This window comes from Streptomyces sp. NRRL B-3229 (genome assembly GCF_000719505.1).
Taxonomy (GTDB): domain Bacteria; phylum Actinomycetota; class Actinomycetes; order Streptomycetales; family Streptomycetaceae; genus Streptomyces; species Streptomyces griseorubiginosus.
The window spans coordinates 53,193-72,990 of record NZ_JOGP01000001.1 but is presented as its reverse complement, the minus strand read 5'-3'; the positions used below and the strand labels follow the sequence as shown (position 1 = coordinate 72,990).

The following is a 19,798-nucleotide window of genomic DNA, read 5'->3' as shown; positions in this document are numbered from 1 at the left end:
GGCGCTCAGCCGCGGAAGCCCAGCAGCCCGTGCAGCGTCGATCCCCGCGAGGACGTCGACGCGGCCTTGGCGGTCAGCGGCTTGGGGCCGGGCAGCGCCTTGCACACCGCGTCGGCCTCGCCGTGACCGCGCGGCACCCTGCCGTCGGTCAGATACGCGGCCAGGTGCTTGTCCAGGCACGCGTTCCCGCTCAGCGTGATGCCGTGGTTCTCGCCGCCCTGCTCGACGACGAGGCTGGAGCCGGCCAGCAGACGGTGGACCGTCGCGCCGCCCTGGTACGGGGTGGCCGCGTCGTTCGTCGCCTGGAAGAGCAGCACCGGCGGCAGCTTGCCGTTGGCGATGTTCACCGGCTTCAGGGAGTCCGTCGGCCAGAACGCGCACGGCGCGTTGTACCAGGCGTTGCTCCAGGTCATGAACGGCGCCTCCTCGTGCACCGCCCAGTTGTCCTTCTGCCACTGCCGCCAGTCGCGCGGCCAGGAGGAGTCGCGGCACTGCACGGCGGTGTAGACGCTGTAGCCGTTGTCACCGGAGGCGTCCACGGCGGCGAAGTTCTCGTACGCCTCGACGAGCGGGTCGGCGTTCTTCTTGTTCACGTACGCCGAGAACGCCTCGGCCAGATAGGGCCAGTAGCCGTTGTAGTAGCCGCCGGGCATGAAGGTGTCCTCCAGCTCGGAGGCACCCACCTTGCCGCCCGCGGGCTTCCGGGCGAGGGCGGCCCGCATGGCGTACCACTTGGCCTCGATCCGTTCCGGGTCGGTGCCGAGCCTGTACGTCCTGTCGTACTTGGCGATCCACGTCATCAGGGCGCGGTGCCGGTCGTTGAAGGCGTAGTCCTGGCCGAGGTTGTCCTCGTACCACACGCCGGTCGGGTCCACGATGGAGTCGAGGACCAGGCGGCGCACCTGGTGCGGGAAGAGCTTGGCGTAGACCGCGCCCAGGTAGGTGCCGTAGGAGTAGCCGAAGTAGTTGATCCGCCGGGCGCCGAGTGCCTGGCGGATGGAGTCCATGTCCTGCACGGCGCTGACGGTGTCGATGTACGGCAGCACGCTCGCGTACTTCCGGCCGCAGGCGGCGGCGAAGGCCTCGACCCGGTCGAGGTTGGCCTTCTCGATCGCGGGCGTGACCGGCACGGAGTCGGGGCGCACCGGGTTGAAGTAACCCGGCTTGCAGTCGAGGGCGGGCTTGCTCCTGCCGACGCCGCGCGGGTCGAAGCCGATGACGTCGTACTGCGCCGCGACCGCCTTGGGCAGTGCGCCCGCGACGAACGCGGCGAGGGTCAGGCCGCTGCCGCCCGGGCCGCCCGGGTTGACCAGCAGCGGGCCCTGGTACGTCTTCGCGGTGTGCGGGACCCGGGACAGGGCCAGGGTGATCTGCCGCCCGCGCGGGTTCGCGTGGTCGAGCGGCACCTTGAGCGACGCGCACTGGAGCGTCGGGTGGTCGTCGGTGCCGCACTTCTTCCAGGCGAGGGCGACGGCTTGCGGGGGCTGCGAGGAGCCGGCCTCGGCGGGGACCGCGGTGACGGACCCGGCCACGACGACCGCGGCGCCGCACAGCACGGCTGCGCGTTTTCTCATGAAGTCCTCCCAGGACGGAGGGTTTCTGGCCGCGAGGGTCACGGTCCACGCCGTATCGTCCCGGAAAGTACGTCCGGAAGAACCTGATCTGACAATAGTTGACCCGATTGGGCCGAATGATGCGCTCGAACGCTCTCAGAGCAACGTGAGTTGAGTCGGTTCGGACACCGGCTCGGCCTCGGGCTCCGGTTCCCGGATCCGCCGCGGCATCCCTGCGCCCGCCGGACCGATGCCGTACTCCCGGGCCAGCTCGTGGACCTGACGGGTGATCCGGCGCTGGTACCACTTCGGGGCGTAGGCGCCGTCCGCGTACAGCCGCTCGTACCGGCGCACCAGATACGGGTGCTCCCGGTCCAGCCAGGCCATGAACCACTCACGGGCGCCCGGCCGCAGATGCAGCACCAGCGGGGTGACCGAGGTGGCCCCCGCGGCGGCGATCGCGCGCACGGTGGCCCGCAGCTGGGCCGGATGGTCGCTCAGGAACGGGATCACCGGCGCCATCAGCACCCCGCATCCGATGCCGTGCTCGCCCAGTGTCCGTACGACGTCCAGGCGCCGCTCCGGCGCGGGGGTGCCCGGCTCCACGGTGCGCCACAGTTCGCGGTCGGTGAAGCCGACCGACACCGAGACGCCGACGTCGGTCACCTCGGCGGCCTGCTTCAGCACGTCCAGGTCGCGCAGGATCAGCGTGCCCTTGGTCAGGATCGAGAAGGGGTTCGCGTGGTCGCGCAGGGCGCCGAGGATGCCCGGCATCAGCCGGTACCGCCCCTCCGCGCGCTGGTAGCAGTCGACGTTGGTGCCCATCGCTATGTGGTCGCCCGTCCAGCGGCGCGAGGCCAGCTGCCGGCGCAGCAGCTCGGGCGCGTTCACCTTGACCACGATCTGTGAGTCGAAGCCGAGACCGGTGTCCAGGTCCAGGTAGCTGTGGGTCTTGCGGGCAAAGCAGTACACGCACGCGTGCGTGCAGCCCCGGTACGGGTTGACCGTCCACTCGAAGGGCATGCGGGAGGCGCCCGGCACCCGGTTGATGATCGAACGGGCCCGGATCTCGTGGAACGTGATCCCGGCGAACTCGGGGGTGTCGAACGTCCGGCTGACCACCGCGTCGGCGCCGAAGAGGGCGGCGTCGGCCCGTCCGTGTTCCGCGGACTCGGTGAGGTTCTCCCAGCGCATGAGGCCTCCTCGGTAGCACTGCCCTTCGAGTGAAACACTTGTTCGAATTTTCGTGCAACCCCGATTTGGGAGGCCGTGGGCCGGGGTGGTTGGCTTGCCCCGACCCCGAGAACTTGAAGTCCTGGAGGAAGTCGATGGCGCAGGTCGAGGCCACTACGGAGCGGATCGTCGCGGCGGACGCGGAGAAGGTGTTCGACGCCGTCGCCGACTACAGCGGCACCCGCGGCAAGGTGCTGCCCGAGCAGTTCAGCGAGTACGAGGTCCGCGAGGGCGGCGACGGCGAGGGCACCCTCGTGCACTGGAAGCTCCAGGCCACCAGCAAGCGGATCCGGGACTGCCTCCTGGAGGTCACCGAGCCCACCGACGGCGAGCTCGTCGAGAAGGACCGCAACTCCTCCATGGTCACCACCTGGCGGGTCACCCCGGCCGGCGAGGGCAAGTCCCGCGTCGTCGTGACCACCACCTGGGACGGTGCCGGCGGCATCGGCGGCTTCTTCGAGAGGACCTTCGCGCCCAAGGGTCTCGGCAGGATCTACGACGCCCTCCTCGACCGGCTCGCCGCCGAGGTCGAGAAGTAAGTCGTCCGCACGCGGCGGATGTTGATCTCGGTCACCTGATCGAGTGGATCTCCGTCCGCCCCGCCGATCTGCCGTAACCCGTCACGCCTGTTCGTAGTTGTCGCCCAAAGCGGGAATTGCGTGACAGGCGTGACGAGGGGAGCGGCAGGTGGGCGTGACGACTCCGGCGTACCAGGAACGGGTCGAGGCGGCGCCCCCGCCGGCTCCCGTGCGCAGCGCCGAACTCGGGCCGCGCCGCGTCCGGTTGGTCTTCTTCGGGCTCATGCTCGCGCTGCTCCTCGCCGCGCTGGAGCAGATGATCGTCGCCACCGCGCTCCCGAAGATCGTCGGTGAGCTGCACGGCCTGGACCGGATGTCCTGGGCGATCACCGCCTACCTGCTCACCGCCACGATCGGACTCCCGGTCTACGGCAAGCTCGGCGACCTGCTCGGCCGTAAGGGCGTCTTCCAGTTCGCCATCGTCGTCTTCGTCATCGGCTCGGCACTGGCCGGACGGGCGAAGACCATGGACCAGCTGATCGCCTTCCGCGCGGTCCAGGGCGTCGGCGCAGGCGGCCTCATGATCGGTGTGCAGGCGATCATCGCCGACATCGTGCCGCCCCGTGAGCGCGGCCGCTTCATGGGACTGATCGGCGCCGCCTTCGGACTCGCCTCCGTCGCGGGACCGCTGCTCGGCGGCTACTTCACCGACCACCTCTCCTGGCGCTGGTGCTTCTACGTCAACGTCCCCTTCGGGCTCCTGACCCTGGCCGTCGTCACCGCCGTCCTGAAACTGCCCCGGCCCACCGCCAGGCCCCGCTTCGACGTCCTCGGCACGCTCCTGCTCGCCGCCGCCTCCACCTGCCTGGTGCTGCTGACAAGTTGGGGCGGCACCGAGTACGCCTGGGACTCCCGGGTCGTCCTCGGACTCGGCGCCGGAGCGGCCGCCACCGCCCTGCTCTTCGTGGTCGCCGAGCACTTCGCCGCCGAACCCCTCATCCCCCTGCGGCTGTTCCGGGACTCCGTCTTCAACGTCACCAGCCTGGTGGGCCTGGTGATCGGCGTCGCGCTCTTCGGCGCGGCCAGCTATCTGCCGACCTTCCTCCAGATGGTCGACGGCGTCAGCGCCACCGAGTCCGGACTGCTGATGCTGCCCATGATGGCCGGGATCGTCGGCGCCTCCGTCGTCTCCGGACAGCTCATCAGCCACACCGGCCGCTACAAGATCTGGCCGGTCCTCGGCAGCGCCCTGGCCGTGCTCGGCATGTGGCTGCTGTCCCGCCTCGAAGCCGACACGCCCCGGCTGCACTACAGCCTCTGGATGGCCGTCCTCGGCGCCGGGATCGGCATGGTGATGCCGGTCCTGGTCCTCGCCGTGCAGAACTCCGTCCGCCCCGCCGACCTCGGCACCGCGACCAGCGCCAACACCTACTTCCGGCAGATCGGCGGCAGCGTCGGAGCGGCGGTCTTCGGCACGCTGTTCGCCCACCGGCTCGCCGACGCGCTCGCCGCCGAACTGCCGGCAGGCACCGGGCTGCCCGACTCCGAGTCCCTCACCCCGCAGCTCGTCCACACCCTGCCCCCGGCGCTGCGCGACGGCTACGTCCGGGCCTACGCCGACGCCATGCCGAGGATCTTCCTCTACCTCGTCCCGGTCCTCGTCCTCGGCCTGCTCATCGCCTTCTTCCTCAAGGAGAAACCGCTGATGTCGCACCACGCCCCCGAGGCGGAGACCGCGCCGGTCCCGCAGGCGCGGGCGTCGCACTCCGGCCGGCTCCTCGTGCACGCCACCGTCCGGCACTCCGACGGCACCCCCGTGACGGGGGCCGCCCTCACCCTCATCGACGTGGCCGGGGCGCAGATCGGGCGCGTCACCGGCGGTCCGGACGGGCGGTATGCACTGTCCACGCCCGGACCGGGGCCGTACGTCCTCATCGCCGCCGCGGGCGGCCACCAGCCGCAGGCGGTCTCCGTGACCGTGGGCGAGCGGCCGGTCGAACTCGAGATCGTGCTCGGCGGCGCCGGGCGGCTCACGGGCCGGGTGCGTACGGCCGACGGCACCCCCGTGCGGGACGCCGCCGTCACCCTCACCGACGCGCACGGCGAGGTCGTCGCCACCACCCGCAGCGGGCCGGACGGCACCTACGTCATCACCGAACTGCTCGCCGGGGAGTACACCCTCGCCGCCGGCGGGGCCGGACTGAGCCCCGCCGCGCTCCCGGTCACCGTCCGGGCCGCCCGGGAGACCCGCCAGGACGTCGAGCTCACGGGCGGGGCCGTGCTGCGCGGCACCGTACGGGCGGGCGGAGCGCGCCCGGTCGAGGACGCGCGTGTGACCCTCCTCGACGCGGCGGGCAACGTCGTCGACACCCTCACCACCGGGCCCGACGGCACCTTCCGCTTCCTCGGCCTGGCCGCCGGCGACTACACCGTGATCGCCACCGGCTACCCGCCGGTCGCCACCGTGGTGCGCATGGCCGGAGGCGACCGCGCGGAGCGGGACGTCCGGCTGGGCCACGAGGACTGACAGGGCGTCAGCGCGGGGCGTGCGCCGGGGCGGACCGGACCGGACCAATTCCCGCATTGCCGCACACCGTGACCGACCGGCGCCGTACGGTGGAGCAGGCGGCACAGATCTTGCGGAGAGAGGGCCTGGGCCATGGACCGAGGCACCGAGCGGGGCGCACCTCCCAGCCGCGGGGCTGGACCGGGCGCGGCGGACGGCCACGCCCCGGCCGGACGCGTACCGCTGGCCGTGGTGGTGGTCGACCGCGTCGGCCTGGTGTCCCACTGGAGCCGGGGCGCGGGGCGGCTGTTCGGCGTGACCAAGGAACAGGCCATAGGCCGTCCAGCCGCCGACCTGCTGCCCGTCTCGGGAGCGCTCCCCGACGACGAGGACACCCCGCTCCACGGCCACGCGGTCCACGACGGACTGGGCCCCGACCTGGAGTCGTCCCTCGACGGCGGGCTCTCCTACCCGGCCGCCGGCCGCGCCCGGCTCACCGTGCCGGGAGCGGCTCGTGTCGACGTCCTGTGGTGGGCCTATCCGCTGGTGGGCCCCGGCCCGGAGCGCCTGCTGGTCCTCGCCGCCGACGCGGACGCACTGCGGCAGGACCTGGAGCTGGACGACGGTGCCGTCGCGGTCGAGCGGATCGCGCCCGCCTTCGCCCTGCACACCGACTTCCCCGGCGCCGACGAACTCGCCCGCAGGCTCCCCGAGATCCTGCCCAGCATGAGCGTCGGCGAAAGCGCCCGCATCGTCGCCCAGATCCTCGAACTGGGCTATCCCGTAATGGAGTTCAGCCAGAACGACCGGGTGCCCGTGACCCCCGACTGGGGCGTGCCGCGGCGCGCCGAGCGCAAGGCCCGCCGCGAGCGGGCGGCGCGGGCGGCGGCCGAGGGACGGCCCGTGCCGCCGGACGAGACGGACGAGGGCGAGGACCTCGAGTACGTCGCCGTGCGCGAGCGTCTGGAGTTCCTCAACGAGGTCAGCGGGAGGATCGGCACCTCCCTCGACCTGTCCCGCACCATCGTCGAGGTCAGCAAGGCGGTCGTGCCCCGCTTCACCGACGTCGCCGGCACCTATCTGCGCGAACAGGTCGTCGCCGGCGAGGGCTTCCCCGACGGCGTGCCCGACACCACCACCATGTGGCACCGGGTCGCCCTCGAACACACTGACGAGCCCGGCCGCTGGGACGATGTGGTGCCGGTCGGCGAGGCCATGCCGTTCCCCGCCCACACCCCGTTCTTCCAGTGCATGACCAGCGGCGAACCCGTGCTGGTGCCGCGGATCAGCGAGCAGATGGGCCACGCCATCGCCTCGCAGTTCGAGAAGCGCGACATCAGGCCGCTGATCACCGGCCGCTCGATGCTCGTCGTCCCGCTCAAGGCCCGGAACGTGGTCCTCGGGTTCATGATCCTGCTGCGGCACCCCGAGCGTGTCGAGTTCAACGACATGGACCGCGTCACCGGCGCCGAACTCGCCGCCCGCGCGGGCCTCGTGCTCGACAACGCCCGCATGTACACCTTCCAGGAGTCCGTCGCCGAGACCCTCCAGGACAGCATGCTGCCGCACATCCCGCCGCGCATGGCGGGCTGCGACATCGCCACCCGCTATCTGCCGGGCACGCTCCTCGGCCGCGTCGGCGGCGACTGGTTCGACTCCGTCAAGCTGCCCGGCGCCCGCACCGCCCTGGTCGTCGGCGACGTCATGGGCCACGGGCTCAACTCCGCCGCCATGATGGGCCAGTTGCGGACGGCCGTGCAGACCATGGCCGCGCTCGACCTGCCGCCAGGACAGCTGCTGCGCAACCTCGACGACCTCGCCCAGCGACTCGGCGACACCTACCTCGCGACCTGCCTCTACGCCGTCTACGACCCGATCGCGGGCGAGCTGCTGATCGCCAACGCGGGCCACATCCCGCCGGTGATCGTGCGGGCCTCGGACGGGCGCAGCGAGCTGCTCCAGCTGCCCACCGGTGCGCCCATCGGCGTCGGGGGAGTGCCCTTCGAGGCCGTACGCGTGCGCGTGGAGCCCGGCGACCGGCTGCTCATGTGCACCGACGGGCTGGTGGAGGTACGCGGCGAGGACATCGGGGTGGGGCTCGCGACGCTCACCGAGTCCGCCGCCCACCCGGCCGCGTCCATGGACGACGCCTGCGATGCGATCATCCGGGCGCTCAACACCCGCGGCGGCCGCAAGGACGACGTGGCCCTGCTGATGGCCCGGCTCAACGGCATCGAGCCCGACGACGTCGCCGAGTGGCGGATCGCCCTGGACCCGGCCGAGGTGGGGCGGGCCCGGGCGGTGGTGCGGGAGCAGCTCCACGACTGGGGGCTGGCGAAACTGGCCGACGGCGCCGAGCTGATGGTGAGCGAACTGGTCACCAACGCCGTACGGCACGCGCACCGGCAGCCGGTCCAACTGCGGCTCGTGCGGGGGGACACCCTGCTGTGCGAGGTGGACGACGACGACCACGACCTGCCGAACCTGTCGAGCGCCGGACCCGCCGACGAGCGGGGGCGGGGGCTGCGGGTGGTGAGCACGCTGGCGCGGGAGTGGGGCACGAGCCGTACGAAGACGGGGAAGACCGTGTGGTTCGAACTGACCCTGCCGCGGCGCTGAGCAGGCCCGCGAAGGGCACGTTTCTCGAACTGACCGTGAAGGTATACGCCTTGCGCTTGTTCGGGTGACCCCGGCGCGATACACCGTACTGGCCCGCCAAGTGTGGCGGGTTTGTCACTTCCTGGGGAGTTGGGCATGAGCGTGACGGGTCGGTACCGGGAGTCCTGGGAGGGGTTCTGGCGGGAGGCTCCGGGGCGGCAGGGGGCCGTGTTCTGGGACGCGGAGCCGGTGTTGACCTCCGGGGTCCACCTCGCCCACTTCGAGCCGCTGCTGCTCGATCCCGGGCTGCCGCTCGTGGACCTGGGCTGCGGCAACGGCACCCAGAGCCGCTTTCTCGCCGCCCACTTCAGCCAGGTGATCGGCGTCGACCTGTCCGCCGCCGCCCTCGACCGCGCACGGGACGCCGACCCCGACGAACAGGTGACCTACCGGCAGCTGGACGCCTCGGATAAGGGCGAGCCGGAGAACCTGCACGCCGAACTCGGGGACGTCAACGTGTACATGCGCGGTGTGCTGCACCAGGCCGCCCCCGAGGACCGGCAGCAGATGGTCGACGGGATCGCCAGCCTCGTGGGGGAGAGGGGCCGGGCCTTTGTCGTCGAGCTGTCCGAGGCGGCCAAGCCCGTCCTCCTGGGGCTCGCGCAGAGCCCCGACGGACCGCCCGACAAGCTGGCGCCCATATTCCGCCACGGCATCGCGCCCGGCGAGGTGGCCGACGACGCGGTGCCCGTGTACCTCGGCGCGGCCGGGCTGAAGATCGTGGCGAGCGGTGAACTCCCGCTGATCACCACGGAGTACCGCGCCGACGGCACCCGGATCGAGCTGCCGTCGAAGTGGTGGGTGGTGGGACGCGCCGCCTGACGGTCCGGCCGGGGGCCGCGCTCTACCGGCGACCCTGGGCCGGCACCGGCGCCCCGCCGGCCTCGGACGGGGCCTTGCGGAACGCCCACTCCATCTGCGGTTCCATCACGCACCGGAAGACCCGCCGCACCGGTGCGGTGCACAGCGCGGTCACCACCGCCCCGGCGACCAGGGTGACGGCGATCTCGCCGAGCGGGCTGTGCGGCCACCGGTGGGCCGTCCAGTCGACGTGGTTGCCGGCCTGGACGACGAAACCGTGCAGCAGATAGCCGTACAGCGTGCCCGCGCCCAGGGTCGTGAACCACATCCGGCGCCCCGGCACCCAGGACAGGAAGCAGGCGACGAGGACCAGGGAGCAGCCGAAGAGGCCCAGGGTCATCAGCGGGCCGTACCAGGAGGGCACGCCGAAGTGCTCGGCGGCGTCGCGGTGGAAGAACCACGCGTAGTCCATGCGCGGCACCGCCCAGTACGAGAACAGCACCGCACCCGCGAACACCGGGACCGCGAGCAGCCGAACCCGCCACCGCCGCACCAGCGAGAAGTGCTCGGGCCGCAGACACAGGCCGAGCACGAAGTAGGGCAGGAACTGGAGGGTGCGCTGGAGGTCGAGGTCGTCGCCGATGGACGGGCTGAGGGTGGCCAGCGCGGCGACCGCGAGGGCGATCGGCAGCGGCCACCGCAGGCTCCGCCAGATCGGCGTGGTCAGCCGCCAGATGAACAGCGCGGCCAGGAACCAGGTCAGGTACAGCGGGTCGAGCAGGCTGATCGGGCGGTCCGGGACACCGTCGGACCAGCGGGTGAAGAGGGTGTACGCCGTCTCGAACACGACATAGGGGACGACGACCCCGGTGACCAGCCGCTTGATCTTCGCCGGGCTCGCGTCGAAGGTGCGGGAGAAGTAGCCGGAGATGATGATGAACGCCGGCATGTGGAAGGCGTAGACGAGCGTGTAGAGCGCGGTGACGGTCCGGCTGCCGGAGCGCAGCGGCTCCCAGGCGTGGCCCATCGCGACCAGCACGATCGCCAGGTACTTGGCGTTGTCGAAGAACGCGTCGCGCTGCTTCGGGCGGCCCTGCGGGTTCCCCGGCGCCGGCGCGGCGGTCGCCGGGGGCGTCGCCGTCGTCCGTCGTACCGACTGCTGTGCGGGCTGTGCGGTGTCGCTCACGCTTCTCCCTGTCCGTCTCCTGTGGAACCCGCGAGGGAGAATACGCGTCTTCCATGAGTGGCCTGTGCGGCAGGGGTGAGCCGTGTGCGACTCGCCTCACCCCGCGCGGGCGACGTAAACCTCTTCGCCGCGTAACGTGGCGCACCATGAAGATCCTGATCAGCGCCGACATGGAGGGCGCCACCGGCGTGACCTGGCCGGCCGACGTGCTGCCGGGGACGCCGCAGTGGGAGCGGTGCCGGTCCCTGTTCACCTCGGACGTGAACGCGGCCGTGCTGGGCTTCTTCGACGGGGGCGCCGACGAGGTCCTCGTCAACGAGGCCCACTGGACCATGCGCAACCTGCTCCTGGAGCGGCTCGACGAGCGCACCGAGATGCTCACCGGGCGGCACAAGGCGCTGTCCATGGTCGAGGGCGTCCAGCACGGCGACGTCGACGGCATCGCGTTCGTCGGCTACCACGCCGGAGCGGGCCAGGAGGGCGTCCTCGCCCACACCTATCTCGCCAACTCCATCACCGGGGTCTGGCTGAACGACGTCCCGGCGAGCGAGGGGCACCTCAACGCGCACGTGGTCGCCGAGTACGGCGTGCCCGTCGTTCTCGTCACGGGCGACGACGTGGCCTGCGAGGACGCCCTCGGCTACGCCCCCGAGGCGCTGAAGGTCGCGGTCAAGGACCACGTCTCGCGGTACGCCGCCGTGTGCCGCACACCGGCCCGCACCGCGGCCGACATCAGGGCCGCCGCCAAGGAGGCCGCACGGCTGGCGGTCCGTCAGGAGCCCGTCCAGGCGGGCCCCTTCACCATCGCCGTCGAGTTCGACGCCGAGCACCTCGCCATGGCCGCCACCGTGGTGCCGGGCGTCGAGCGGATCGGGGCGCGGAAGGTGGCGTACACGAACGACACCATGTACGCGGGAATCCGCACCTTCAAGGCGGTCACCACCATCGTCTCGGCCGCCGTGGAGGAGCAGTATGGCTGACCAGCAGGCACTGGACGAGGTCGTCCGGTTCACCTCCGACCTCATCCGCATCGACACCACCAACCGGGGCGGCGGGGACTGCCGGGAGCGGCCCGCCGCCGAGTACGCGGCCGAGCAGCTGGCCGGGGCGGGCCTGGAGCCCCTGATGCTGGAGCGCACCGAGGGCCGTACGAACGTCGTCGCCCGGATCGAGGGCAGCGACCCCTCGGCGGACGCCCTGCTCGTCCACGGTCATCTGGACGTGGTGCCCGCCGAGGCCGCCGACTGGAGCGTGCACCCCTTCTCCGGGGAGATCCGCGACGGGGTCGTCTGGGGGCGCGGTGCGGTCGACATGAAGAACATGGACGCGATGATCCTGGCCGTGGTGCGGTCCTGGGCCCGGCAGGGCGTACGGCCCCGGCGGGACCTCGTGATCGCGTTCACCGCCGACGAGGAGGCCAGCGCCGAGGACGGCTCCGGGTTCCTCGCCGACGAGCACCCCGAGCTCTTCGAGGGCTGCACGGAGGGGATCAGCGAGTCGGGGGCCTTCACCTTCCACGACGGCGCCGGCCGGGAGATCTACCCGATCGCGGCGGGGGAGCGCGGCACGGGCTGGCTCAAGCTCACCGCGCGAGGCCGGGCCGGACACGGCTCCAAGGTGAACAAGGAGAACGCGGTCACCCGGCTCGCCGCCGCCGTGACCCGCCTCGGCGAGCACGAGTGGCCGCTCCGGCTCACCCCGACCGTCCGCGCGGCCCTCACCGAACTCGCCGCGCTCTACGGCATCGCCACCGACCTCACCGACGTGGACGCGCTCCTGGAGAAGCTGGGCCCGGCGGCCAAGCTGGTCGAGGCGACCGTGCGCAACAGCGCCAACCCGACCATGCTGGAAGCCGGTTACAAGCTCAACGTCATCCCGGGGGAGGCCGTGGCCTACGTCGACGGCCGTTATCTGCCCGGCGGCGAGGACGAGTTCCGCACCACCCTCGACCGGCTCACCGGCCCCGACGTGGAATGGGAGTTCAGCCATCGCGAGGTCGCCCTCCAGGCACCGGTCGACTCGCCGACGTACGCCAACATGCGGGCCGCGGTGGAGGAGTACGCCCCCGAGGGGCACGTGGTGCCGTACTGCATGTCCGGCGGTACGGACGCCAAGCAGTTCTCCCGGCTCGGCATCACCGGCTACGGGTTCGCACCGCTGAAGCTTCCGGAGGGCTTCGACTACCAGGCCCTCTTCCACGGCGTCGACGAGCGCGTCCCCGTGGAGGCCCTGCACTTCGGGGTCCGGGTGCTCGACCGCTTCCTGCGGACGGCCTGAACGAGTGGGGGAGAACATGCAGACGTCGCCGTACGGTTCCTGGCCCTCGCCCATCGACGCGGCCCTCGCCGCCGCGCACGACGGACACCCGGAATGGCTGGGCTTCGTCGGGGACGAGGTCTGGTGGACCGAACCCCGTCCCACCGAGGGCGGCCGCCGCACCCTGGTGCGCCGGCGCGCCGACGGCACCGAGGAGTCGGTGCTGCCCGCGCCGTGGAACGTGCGCAGCCGGGTCATAGAGTACGGCGGCCACCCCTGGGCCGGCGTGGTCGTGGCGGGCGAACCGCTCGTCGTGTTCGTGCACTTCGCCGACCAGCGGCTGTACCGGTACGAGCCCGGGAGCGAGCCGGTGCCCCTGACGCCCGTCTCCCCGGTGGGCGGCGGACTGCGCTGGGTGGAGCCGCAGGTGCGGCTGGACCTGGGCGAAGTGTGGTGCGTCCTGGAGGAGTTCACCGGCGACGGGCCCACCGACGTGCGCCGGGTCCTCGCCGCCGTCCCGCTCGACGGCTCCGCGGCACAGGACCGGGACGCGGTGCGCGAACTCACCGGCGAACGGCACCGGTTCGTCACCGGCCCCCGCCTCTCGCCGGACGGCTCCCGCGCCGCCTGGCTCGCCTGGGACCACCCGAGGATGCCCTGGGACGGCACCGAACTGATCGTCGCCGAGGTGCGCGATGGCACGCTCAGGGAACCCCGCACGGTGGCGGGAGGCCCGGAGGAGTCCGTCGCGCAGGCCGACTGGTCGCACGACGGCCGGCTCCTGTACGCGAGCGACCGCACCGGCTGGTGGAACCTCTACCGCGACGGCGAGCAACTCTGCCCGCGCGAGGAGGAGTTCGGCGGCGCCCTGTGGAAGCTCGGCCACCGCTGGTTCGCCCCGCTGGACAGCGGCCTGATCGCCGTCGTGCACGGCACCGGCTCGACCGCCCTCGGCATCCTGGACCCCGAGACCGGCGAACTCGTCGACGCGGCAGGACCCTGGACCGAGTTCGCCCCGACCCTCGCAGTGCACGGGGAACGGGTCGTCGCCGTGGGCGCCGGCCCGCGCACCGCCTACGAGGTCGTCGAACTGGACGCCCGCACCGGCCGGGCCCGGGTGATCGGCGCCGCACACGAGGACCCCGTCGACCCCGCCTACTACCCCGAGCCCCAGGTCCGCACCTTCACCGGACCGGACGGCCGGGACATCCACGCCCACGTCTACCCGCCGCACCGGCCCGGTTACCTGGCCCCCGGCGACGAACTGCCGCCCTACGTCGTGTGGGCGCACGGCGGACCGACCGGGCACGCGCCCCTCGTCCTCGACCTGTCGATCGCCTACTTCACCTCGCGCGGCATCGGCGTCGCCGAGGTCAACTACGGCGGCTCCACCGGGTACGGGCGCGAGTACCGCAACCGGCTGCGCGAGCAGTGGGGCGTGGTCGACGTCGAGGACTGCGCGGCCGTCGCGCTCGCCCTCGCCGACGAGGGCACCGCCGACCGCGACCGGCTCGCCGTCCGCGGCGGCAGCGCGGGCGGCTGGACCGCCGCCGCCTCGCTCACCTCGACCGACGTCTACGCCTGCGGCACCATCGTCTACCCCATCCTCGACCTGGCCGGCTGGGGCACCGGGGAGACCCACGACTTCGAGTCGCAGTACCTGGAGAGCCTGGTCGGACCGCTCGCCGAGGTCCCGGGCCGGTACGCGGAACGCTCGCCCGTCGAGCACGCCGACCGGGTCACCGCGCCGTTCCTGCTGCTCCAGGGCCTGGACGACGTGATCTGCCCGCCCGCGCAGTGCGAGCGGTTCCTGGAGAGGATCGCCGGGCGGCGGATCCCGCACGCCTACCTCGCCTTCGAGGGGGAGGGCCACGGATTCCGCCGCGCCGACACCATGATCCGCGCCCTGGAGTCCGAACTCTCCCTGTACGCCCAGGTCTTCGGGTTCGACCCGCCCGGCGTCCCGACCCTGGAGCTCATCAAGTGACCGCACTGGTACGGCCGTCCCGGCTCGCCCCCGGCGCACGCGTGGCCGTCGTCGCACCGAGCGGCCCGATCGTGGAGGAACGGCTCCAGGCCGGGCTCGACATCCTGCGCGGCTGGGACCTCGACCCGGTTGTGACCCCGCATGTCCTGGACCGGCACGGCGAGTTGGGCTACCTCGCCGGATCCGACGCGGACCGCGCCGCCGACCTCCAGGCGGCCTGGTGCGACCCCGCGGTGGACGCGGTGCTGTGCGCCCGGGGCGGCTACGGCGCCCAGCGGATGGTCGACCTGCTCGACTGGGACGCGATGCGGGCGGCCGGCCCGAAGCTGCTCGTGGGCTTCAGCGACGTGACCACGCTCCACCAGGCCTTCGCCACCCGCCTCGGCCTGGTCACCCTGTACGGGCCCGCCGCGGCCGGTGCCGACTTCGTCAAGAACGCCCTCACCCAGGAACACCTCAGGGCCACGCTGTTCGCCCCGGAGACGGTCCGCACCCTCACCTCCCGGGGACCCGCCCTGGTCCCCGGCCGGGCCCGCGGAGTCACCCTCGGCGGCTGCCTCAGCCTGCTCGCCACCGACCTCGGCACCCGGCACGCCCGCAGCGGCGCCCGGGACGGACTCCTCCTGATCGAGGACGTGGGGGAGCAGCCGTACCGCGTGGACCGCCTGCTGACCCAACTCCTGCGCACCGGCTGGCTGGACGGCGTCCGGGGGATCGTCCTCGGCTCCTGGGAGAGCTGCGGGCCGTACGACGTACTGCGGACGGTCCTCGCCGAGAGGCTCGCCGGACTCGGCGTGCCCGTCGTCGAGGAGTTCGGATTCGGGCACTGCGAGGGGGCCCTCACCGTGCCCTTCGGAGTGGCGGCCGAACTCGACACCGAGGCAGGCACGTTGACGCTGGACGAGCCCGCCCTGCGCTGAGTCCGCGCGTCGGACCCGGGGGCGGCGGGCACGGCGGCGGCCGGTCACCCGGAAGGCAGCGCCCGCCGTGCGGGCCGCGGGCCCCGGGCTCACCCTGGTCGCATGAGCCCGAAGACCGCCGAGAGCGGCACGACCAGAGGCAGCAGCGGGGCGGTGACCCCCGCGCGGCTCGCCGTCCTGCTGCTCGCCGCCCTCGCCCTGACCTTCGTCTTCGAGAACACCCGGGCGACCAGGATTCGGCTGCTGGTCCCCGAGGTCACCATGCCCCTGTGGACCGCCCTGCTCGCCACCGGCCTGATCGGCGCCCTGTGCGGGGCGTACGCCATGAGGCGGCGGGGGTAGCGCCGTAGGCTGGCGGGATGCCGCACACCGCTTCCCGCTATCTCGCCGAAGGCCCCCGCGTGGGCATACGCCCCTTCACCTACGAGGATGCCGCCGAGTTCACCGCCCGGGCCCGGGAGAGCAAGGAACTGCACCAGCCCTGGCTGTTCCCGCCGGACAGCGAGAGCGCCTACCTCGCCTACGCGGGCCGGCTCATCGAGGACCGGACCAAGGCCGGGTTCCTGGTCTGCGAGAAGGACGGCGAGCGGGGCGACGGGGCCATCGCCGGGTTCATCAACATCAACAACATCGTCGAGGGCGGCTTCCGGTGCGGAGCCCTCGGCTACGGCGCCTTCGCGCACGCCGCCGGACGCGGGCTGATGCGCGAGGGGCTGAACCTCGTGGTCGACCACGCCTTCGGGCCCATGCGGCTGCACCGACTGGAGATCAACGCACAGCCCGGCAACACCGGCTCCCTCGCCCTCGCCCGCAGCTGCGGCTTCCGCCTCGAAGGGTTCTCCCCGAAGATGATCTGGATCGACGGGGACTGGCGCGACCACGAGCGCTGGGCGATCACCGCCGAGATGCGGGCTTCCGGTTGATCTTCATGGTGTCGAGGTCGGTGACCGTCGACCTCAGATCCCGGAAGCCGTAGCCGCGAGCGCGCAGGGCCGTCTCCGCGCGGTCCTCCGCGAGCGCGCCCGCCATCTCCTCGCCGTCCGCCGCGTCGGAGACCACCACGTACCGCATCGAGAAGTGCTTCAGCGGCGCCGGCTCGTACGACAGCGAGCCCTCCTCGCAGAACCGCATGCTCGCCATGCCGTGGTCAGCCGCCTCGGCGAGGAGCCGGGCGCGGGCCTCCTCGGTGAGCCCGTCCCAGGTCCCCCGCACGATCACCCGGTAGGTGTGCTGCTCACTCACTGTCGCTCCCTCGCGTATTCCGTGGACGGTCGAGGGTACGTCGGCGAGGATGATCCGCATGCGGAATATCGTCGTGCTGGACGCCCCCTCCAACCTCGGCCTGCGTCCCCCCGCCCCCGGCACCGTCCCCGGCTGCCACAAGCTCGCCGGCGCCCTGCGGGAGCAGCGGATCGTGCAGCGGCTGGGGGCGCTGGAGGGCGGGGTCGTGGTGCCGCCGCGCTACGACCGGGGGGACTGGCAGGAGGGCGACGGGGTCTTCAACGCCGCCGCCATAGCCTCCTACACCGTCAAACTCGCCGACCGCGTGGAGCGCCATGTCCGCGCCGGTGACTTCCCCGTGGTCCTCGGCGGCGACTGCTCCATCCAGCTCGGCGCCTCCCTCGCCCTGCGCCGCGTCGGCCGCTACGGCCTGGCCGCGATCGACGCCTCACCGGACTTCCGGCACACCGGCAACTCCGACCGGATGGGCGCTGCGGGCGGTGAGGAGGTCGCGCTGGCCACCGGGCGCGGGCAGGACGACCTGACGGACCTGGAGGGGCTGAAACCCTATCTGCGGGACGAGGACGTGCGGTTCTTCGGGATCCGCGACGCGTTCGAGGAGGACCGGGCCGAACTCGCCGCCCTGAAGATCCCGGTCGTCACCGTCGGGGACCTCCGGGAGTGGGGTGCCGACGCACTCGCCCGGGCCACCGCGCAAGCCTTCGAGATCCCGGAGATCGACGGATTCTGGGTGCACCTGGACGCCGACGTCCTCGACCCGTCCGTCATGCCCGCCGTCGACAGCCCCGACCCCGAGGGCCTCCAGCCCCGCGAACTCACCGACCTCCTCAGGCCGTTGCTCGCCTCCCCCGCCTGCGTCGGGCTCAACGTCACCATCTACGACCCCGATCTGGACCCCGACGGCACGGCGGGCGCGCTTCTCACCGACATCGTCGTGGACGCCTTTGCGCAATCCTGACCGGTAGCTCCCCTGGCCGACTCGGTGCCGAGCGGCTTCCATGGTGATCGTGACGACGATCCGGCGAGACGTACTCACCCTCCCCGCCGCACCGCTGGGCCCGGACAACCCGCTGCCGCCGCTGCGCCTCCCGCACGAGGTGCACCGCGTCGACGTACGGGACCGGGCCGACCTGCCCCGGGACATGGCCCGGCAGGCCGGCTACGGGCCCCTTCGGAGCCTGCTGCCGGTGCCCGTCCGGGACGGCTACGGCAGAGCGCGCGAGCCGCGCGAGTTCGAGACGATCGTGATCGAGAACGACCGGCTCAGGGCCACCGTCCTGCCCGCTCTGGGCGGCCGGATCGCCTCCCTCCTCCACAAGCCGACCGGGCGTGAACTCCTGTACCGCAACCCGGTGTTCCAGCCCGCGAACTTCGCCCTGAACGGCGCCTGGTACTCCGGCGGCATCGAGTGGAACATCGGCGCCACCGGACACACCACCCTTGCCTGCGCACCCCTGCACGCCGCCCGCGTGGCCGCCCCCGACGGCGGGGAGATGCTGCGCCTGTGGGAGTGGGAGCGGCTGCGCGACCTGCCCTTCCAGGTCGACCTGTGGCTGCCGCGGGACTCGGACTTCCTGTATGTCGGCGTCCGGATCCGCAATCCGCACGAGCGGCCGGTGCCGGGCTACTGGTGGTCCAACACCGCCGTACCGGAGGGCCGCCGGGTGCTCGCCCCGGCCGAGGAGGCCTGGCACTTCGGCCATGAGCGCCACCTGCGCCGGGTGCCCGTCCCGGCGGACCCGCAGAGCAGCCCCTGCGCCGCCGACTGGTTCTACGACCTGCCCGACACCCGGCGCCGCTGGATCGCCGCTCTCGACGCCGACGGCCACGGACTCGTGCAGACGTCCACCGACGCCCTGCGCGGCCGCAAGCTGTTCGTGTGGGGGACCGGCACGGGCGGTCGCCGCTGGCAGGAGTGGCTCACCGAGCCCGGCACCGGCGGTTACTGCGAGATCCAGGCCGGACTCGCCCGCACCCAGCTGGAGCACGTACGCCTGGACCCGGAGAGCGAGGTCTCCTGGCTCGAGGCGTACGGGCCGCTCAGCGCGCCCCTCGCGGTGTCCGAGGCGGAGGCCCGCCTGGAGGCCGCACTGCCACGGGCCGCCGTCGACGAGGCTCACGCCGCCTGGAAGCCGTACGCCGACGCCGAACCCGGCGAGATCCTGGCCTCCGGCTCCGGCTGGGGCGCCCTGGAGGTGCTGCGGGCCGGCTGGAAGCTGCCCGGCACGCCCTTCGAGGAGAGCACGCTCGGCGAACCGCAGGCGCCCTGGCTGGAGTTGCTGCGCACGGGGTCCTTCCCCGAGCCGCGCCGGGTACGGCCGCCCGGCGGGACCCTGGTCGCGCCGCACTGGCGGGACATGCTGGAGACCGCACCCGCCACCCCGCTCACCGAGTACCACCTGGGCGTCGCCCAGTGGCACGCCGGTGACCGGGCCCAGGCGGTGCGCAGCTGGGAGCGCGGGCTCGAACTCGCCCCGTCCCGCTGGCCGTTGCTGCGCTGCCTCGCCGTCGCCGACCAGGAGGGCGGCCACCGGGAGCGGTCCGCGGAGCGGTACGCCGAGGCCTTCGACGACCTGTGCCAGGAGCGGCGCGACGACGGCGAGTCGTGGACGGCGGCGACGGCCGCGCTCGGCCGCGAGGCACTGGCGGCCCTGCTCGCGGCCGGGCGCACGGCCGAGGCACGCGCGGTGTGGGAGCGGCTGCACGCCTCGACCCGGACCCGCGGGCGGTTCCGGCTGATCGAGGCGCGGCTGCTGCTAGCCGAGGGGCGGCCCGAAGCCGCCCGGGCCGTCTTCGACGAGGGCTTCGAGGTTGCCGACCTGCGGGAGGGCGCCGAGGCGATCGGCGCCCTGTGGAACCGTCTGGGCGACGAACCGCTCCCGCCCGCCTACGACTTCCGTATGCGCCCGGAGGACGGGTCGCCGTAGGTCGTGTCTCT

The 19,798-nt window shown here is 72.6% G+C and carries 16 protein-coding genes; 12 read left to right on the top strand and 4 right to left on the bottom strand.

What is annotated here, in order from left to right; translation table 11 throughout:
* Positions 1-5: 5 nt before the first annotated feature.
* Entirely contained in the window at positions 6-1,574 is a 1,569-nt protein-coding gene (locus tag IF54_RS0100350) for an alpha/beta hydrolase (RefSeq protein WP_030313175.1), read from the bottom strand.
* Positions 1,575-1,709: 135 nt separating this feature from the next.
* Entirely contained in the window at positions 1,710-2,747 is a 1,038-nt protein-coding gene (locus IF54_RS0100345) for an Rv2578c family radical SAM protein (RefSeq protein WP_030313173.1), read from the bottom strand.
* A gap of 134 nt (positions 2,748-2,881) precedes the next feature.
* Here IF54_RS0100345 and IF54_RS0100340 point away from each other — a divergent pair, with 134 nt between their 5' ends.
* From IF54_RS0100340 to IF54_RS0100325, 4 genes are all read left to right on the top strand, one after another.
* Complete coding sequence (locus tag IF54_RS0100340; protein ID WP_030313171.1) at positions 2,882-3,325, top strand: SRPBCC family protein; 444 nt, start codon at positions 2,882-2,884, stop codon at positions 3,323-3,325.
* Between the two features lie 148 nt (positions 3,326-3,473).
* Positions 3,474-5,831, top strand: a complete 2,358-nt coding sequence (locus IF54_RS0100335; RefSeq protein ID WP_030313169.1) for an MFS transporter — start codon at positions 3,474-3,476, stop codon at positions 5,829-5,831.
* Positions 5,832-5,963: 132 nt separating this feature from the next.
* Positions 5,964-8,429 carry a SpoIIE family protein phosphatase gene (locus IF54_RS0100330; protein WP_030313167.1) on the top strand — a complete coding sequence of 822 codons (2,466 nt, stop codon included), beginning with the start codon at positions 5,964-5,966 and terminating at the stop codon, positions 8,427-8,429.
* Positions 8,430-8,564: 135 nt separating this feature from the next.
* Positions 8,565-9,290 (top strand): class I SAM-dependent methyltransferase, encoded by a 726-nt coding sequence (locus tag IF54_RS0100325; RefSeq protein ID WP_030313165.1) that lies wholly within the window; start codon positions 8,565-8,567, stop codon positions 9,288-9,290.
* Between the two features lie 22 nt (positions 9,291-9,312).
* Here IF54_RS0100325 and IF54_RS0100320 read toward each other — a convergent pair whose 3' ends face one another.
* On the bottom strand, positions 9,313-10,455 hold the full coding sequence (locus IF54_RS0100320; protein WP_030313163.1) for an acyltransferase family protein: 1,143 nt from the start codon (positions 10,453-10,455) through the stop codon (positions 9,313-9,315).
* Between the two features lie 146 nt (positions 10,456-10,601).
* Here IF54_RS0100320 and IF54_RS0100315 point away from each other — a divergent pair, with 146 nt between their 5' ends.
* The 6 genes from IF54_RS0100315 to IF54_RS0100290 all read left to right on the top strand — a co-directional run bounded on the left by IF54_RS0100315 (position 10,602) and on the right by IF54_RS0100290 (position 16,541).
* Positions 10,602-11,435 (top strand): M55 family metallopeptidase, encoded by an 834-nt coding sequence (locus IF54_RS0100315; protein WP_030313161.1) that lies wholly within the window; start codon positions 10,602-10,604, stop codon positions 11,433-11,435.
* Complete coding sequence (locus tag IF54_RS0100310) at positions 11,428-12,732, top strand: M20/M25/M40 family metallo-hydrolase (RefSeq protein WP_030313159.1); 1,305 nt, start codon at positions 11,428-11,430, stop codon at positions 12,730-12,732. The genes IF54_RS0100315 and IF54_RS0100310 overlap by 8 nt, the downstream gene beginning before the upstream one ends.
* A gap of 16 nt (positions 12,733-12,748) precedes the next feature.
* Complete coding sequence (locus IF54_RS0100305) at positions 12,749-14,698, top strand: LpqB family beta-propeller domain-containing protein (RefSeq protein ID WP_030313157.1); 1,950 nt, start codon at positions 12,749-12,751, stop codon at positions 14,696-14,698.
* The gene (locus IF54_RS0100300; RefSeq protein ID WP_030313155.1) at positions 14,695-15,618 is read left to right on the top strand and encodes a S66 peptidase family protein; all 924 of its coding nucleotides are present in this window, start codon (positions 14,695-14,697) and stop codon (positions 15,616-15,618) included. Before IF54_RS0100305 ends, IF54_RS0100300 begins: the two co-directional genes overlap by 4 nt.
* Positions 15,619-15,720: 102 nt before the next feature.
* The gene (locus IF54_RS0100295) at positions 15,721-15,960 is read left to right on the top strand and encodes a LapA family protein (protein WP_030313153.1); all 240 of its coding nucleotides are present in this window, start codon (positions 15,721-15,723) and stop codon (positions 15,958-15,960) included.
* Between the two features lie 17 nt (positions 15,961-15,977).
* Positions 15,978-16,541 (top strand): GNAT family N-acetyltransferase, encoded by a 564-nt coding sequence (locus IF54_RS0100290; RefSeq protein WP_030313151.1) that lies wholly within the window; start codon positions 15,978-15,980, stop codon positions 16,539-16,541.
* Here the strand turns inward: IF54_RS0100290 and IF54_RS0100285 are convergent.
* On the bottom strand, positions 16,513-16,860 hold the full coding sequence (locus IF54_RS0100285; RefSeq protein WP_030313149.1) for a DUF6204 family protein: 348 nt from the start codon (positions 16,858-16,860) through the stop codon (positions 16,513-16,515). The genes IF54_RS0100290 and IF54_RS0100285 overlap by 29 nt on opposite strands.
* 58 nt (positions 16,861-16,918) lie before the next feature.
* On the opposite strand from IF54_RS0100285, the gene IF54_RS0100280 reads away from it, so the two are divergent.
* Positions 16,919-17,818 (top strand): arginase family protein, encoded by a 900-nt coding sequence (locus tag IF54_RS0100280; RefSeq protein WP_030313147.1) that lies wholly within the window; start codon positions 16,919-16,921, stop codon positions 17,816-17,818.
* Between the two features lie 40 nt (positions 17,819-17,858).
* Positions 17,859-19,787 (top strand): DUF5107 domain-containing protein, encoded by a 1,929-nt coding sequence (locus IF54_RS0100275; protein WP_030313145.1) that lies wholly within the window; start codon positions 17,859-17,861, stop codon positions 19,785-19,787.
* The last annotated feature ends 11 nt before the right edge of the window (positions 19,788-19,798 follow it).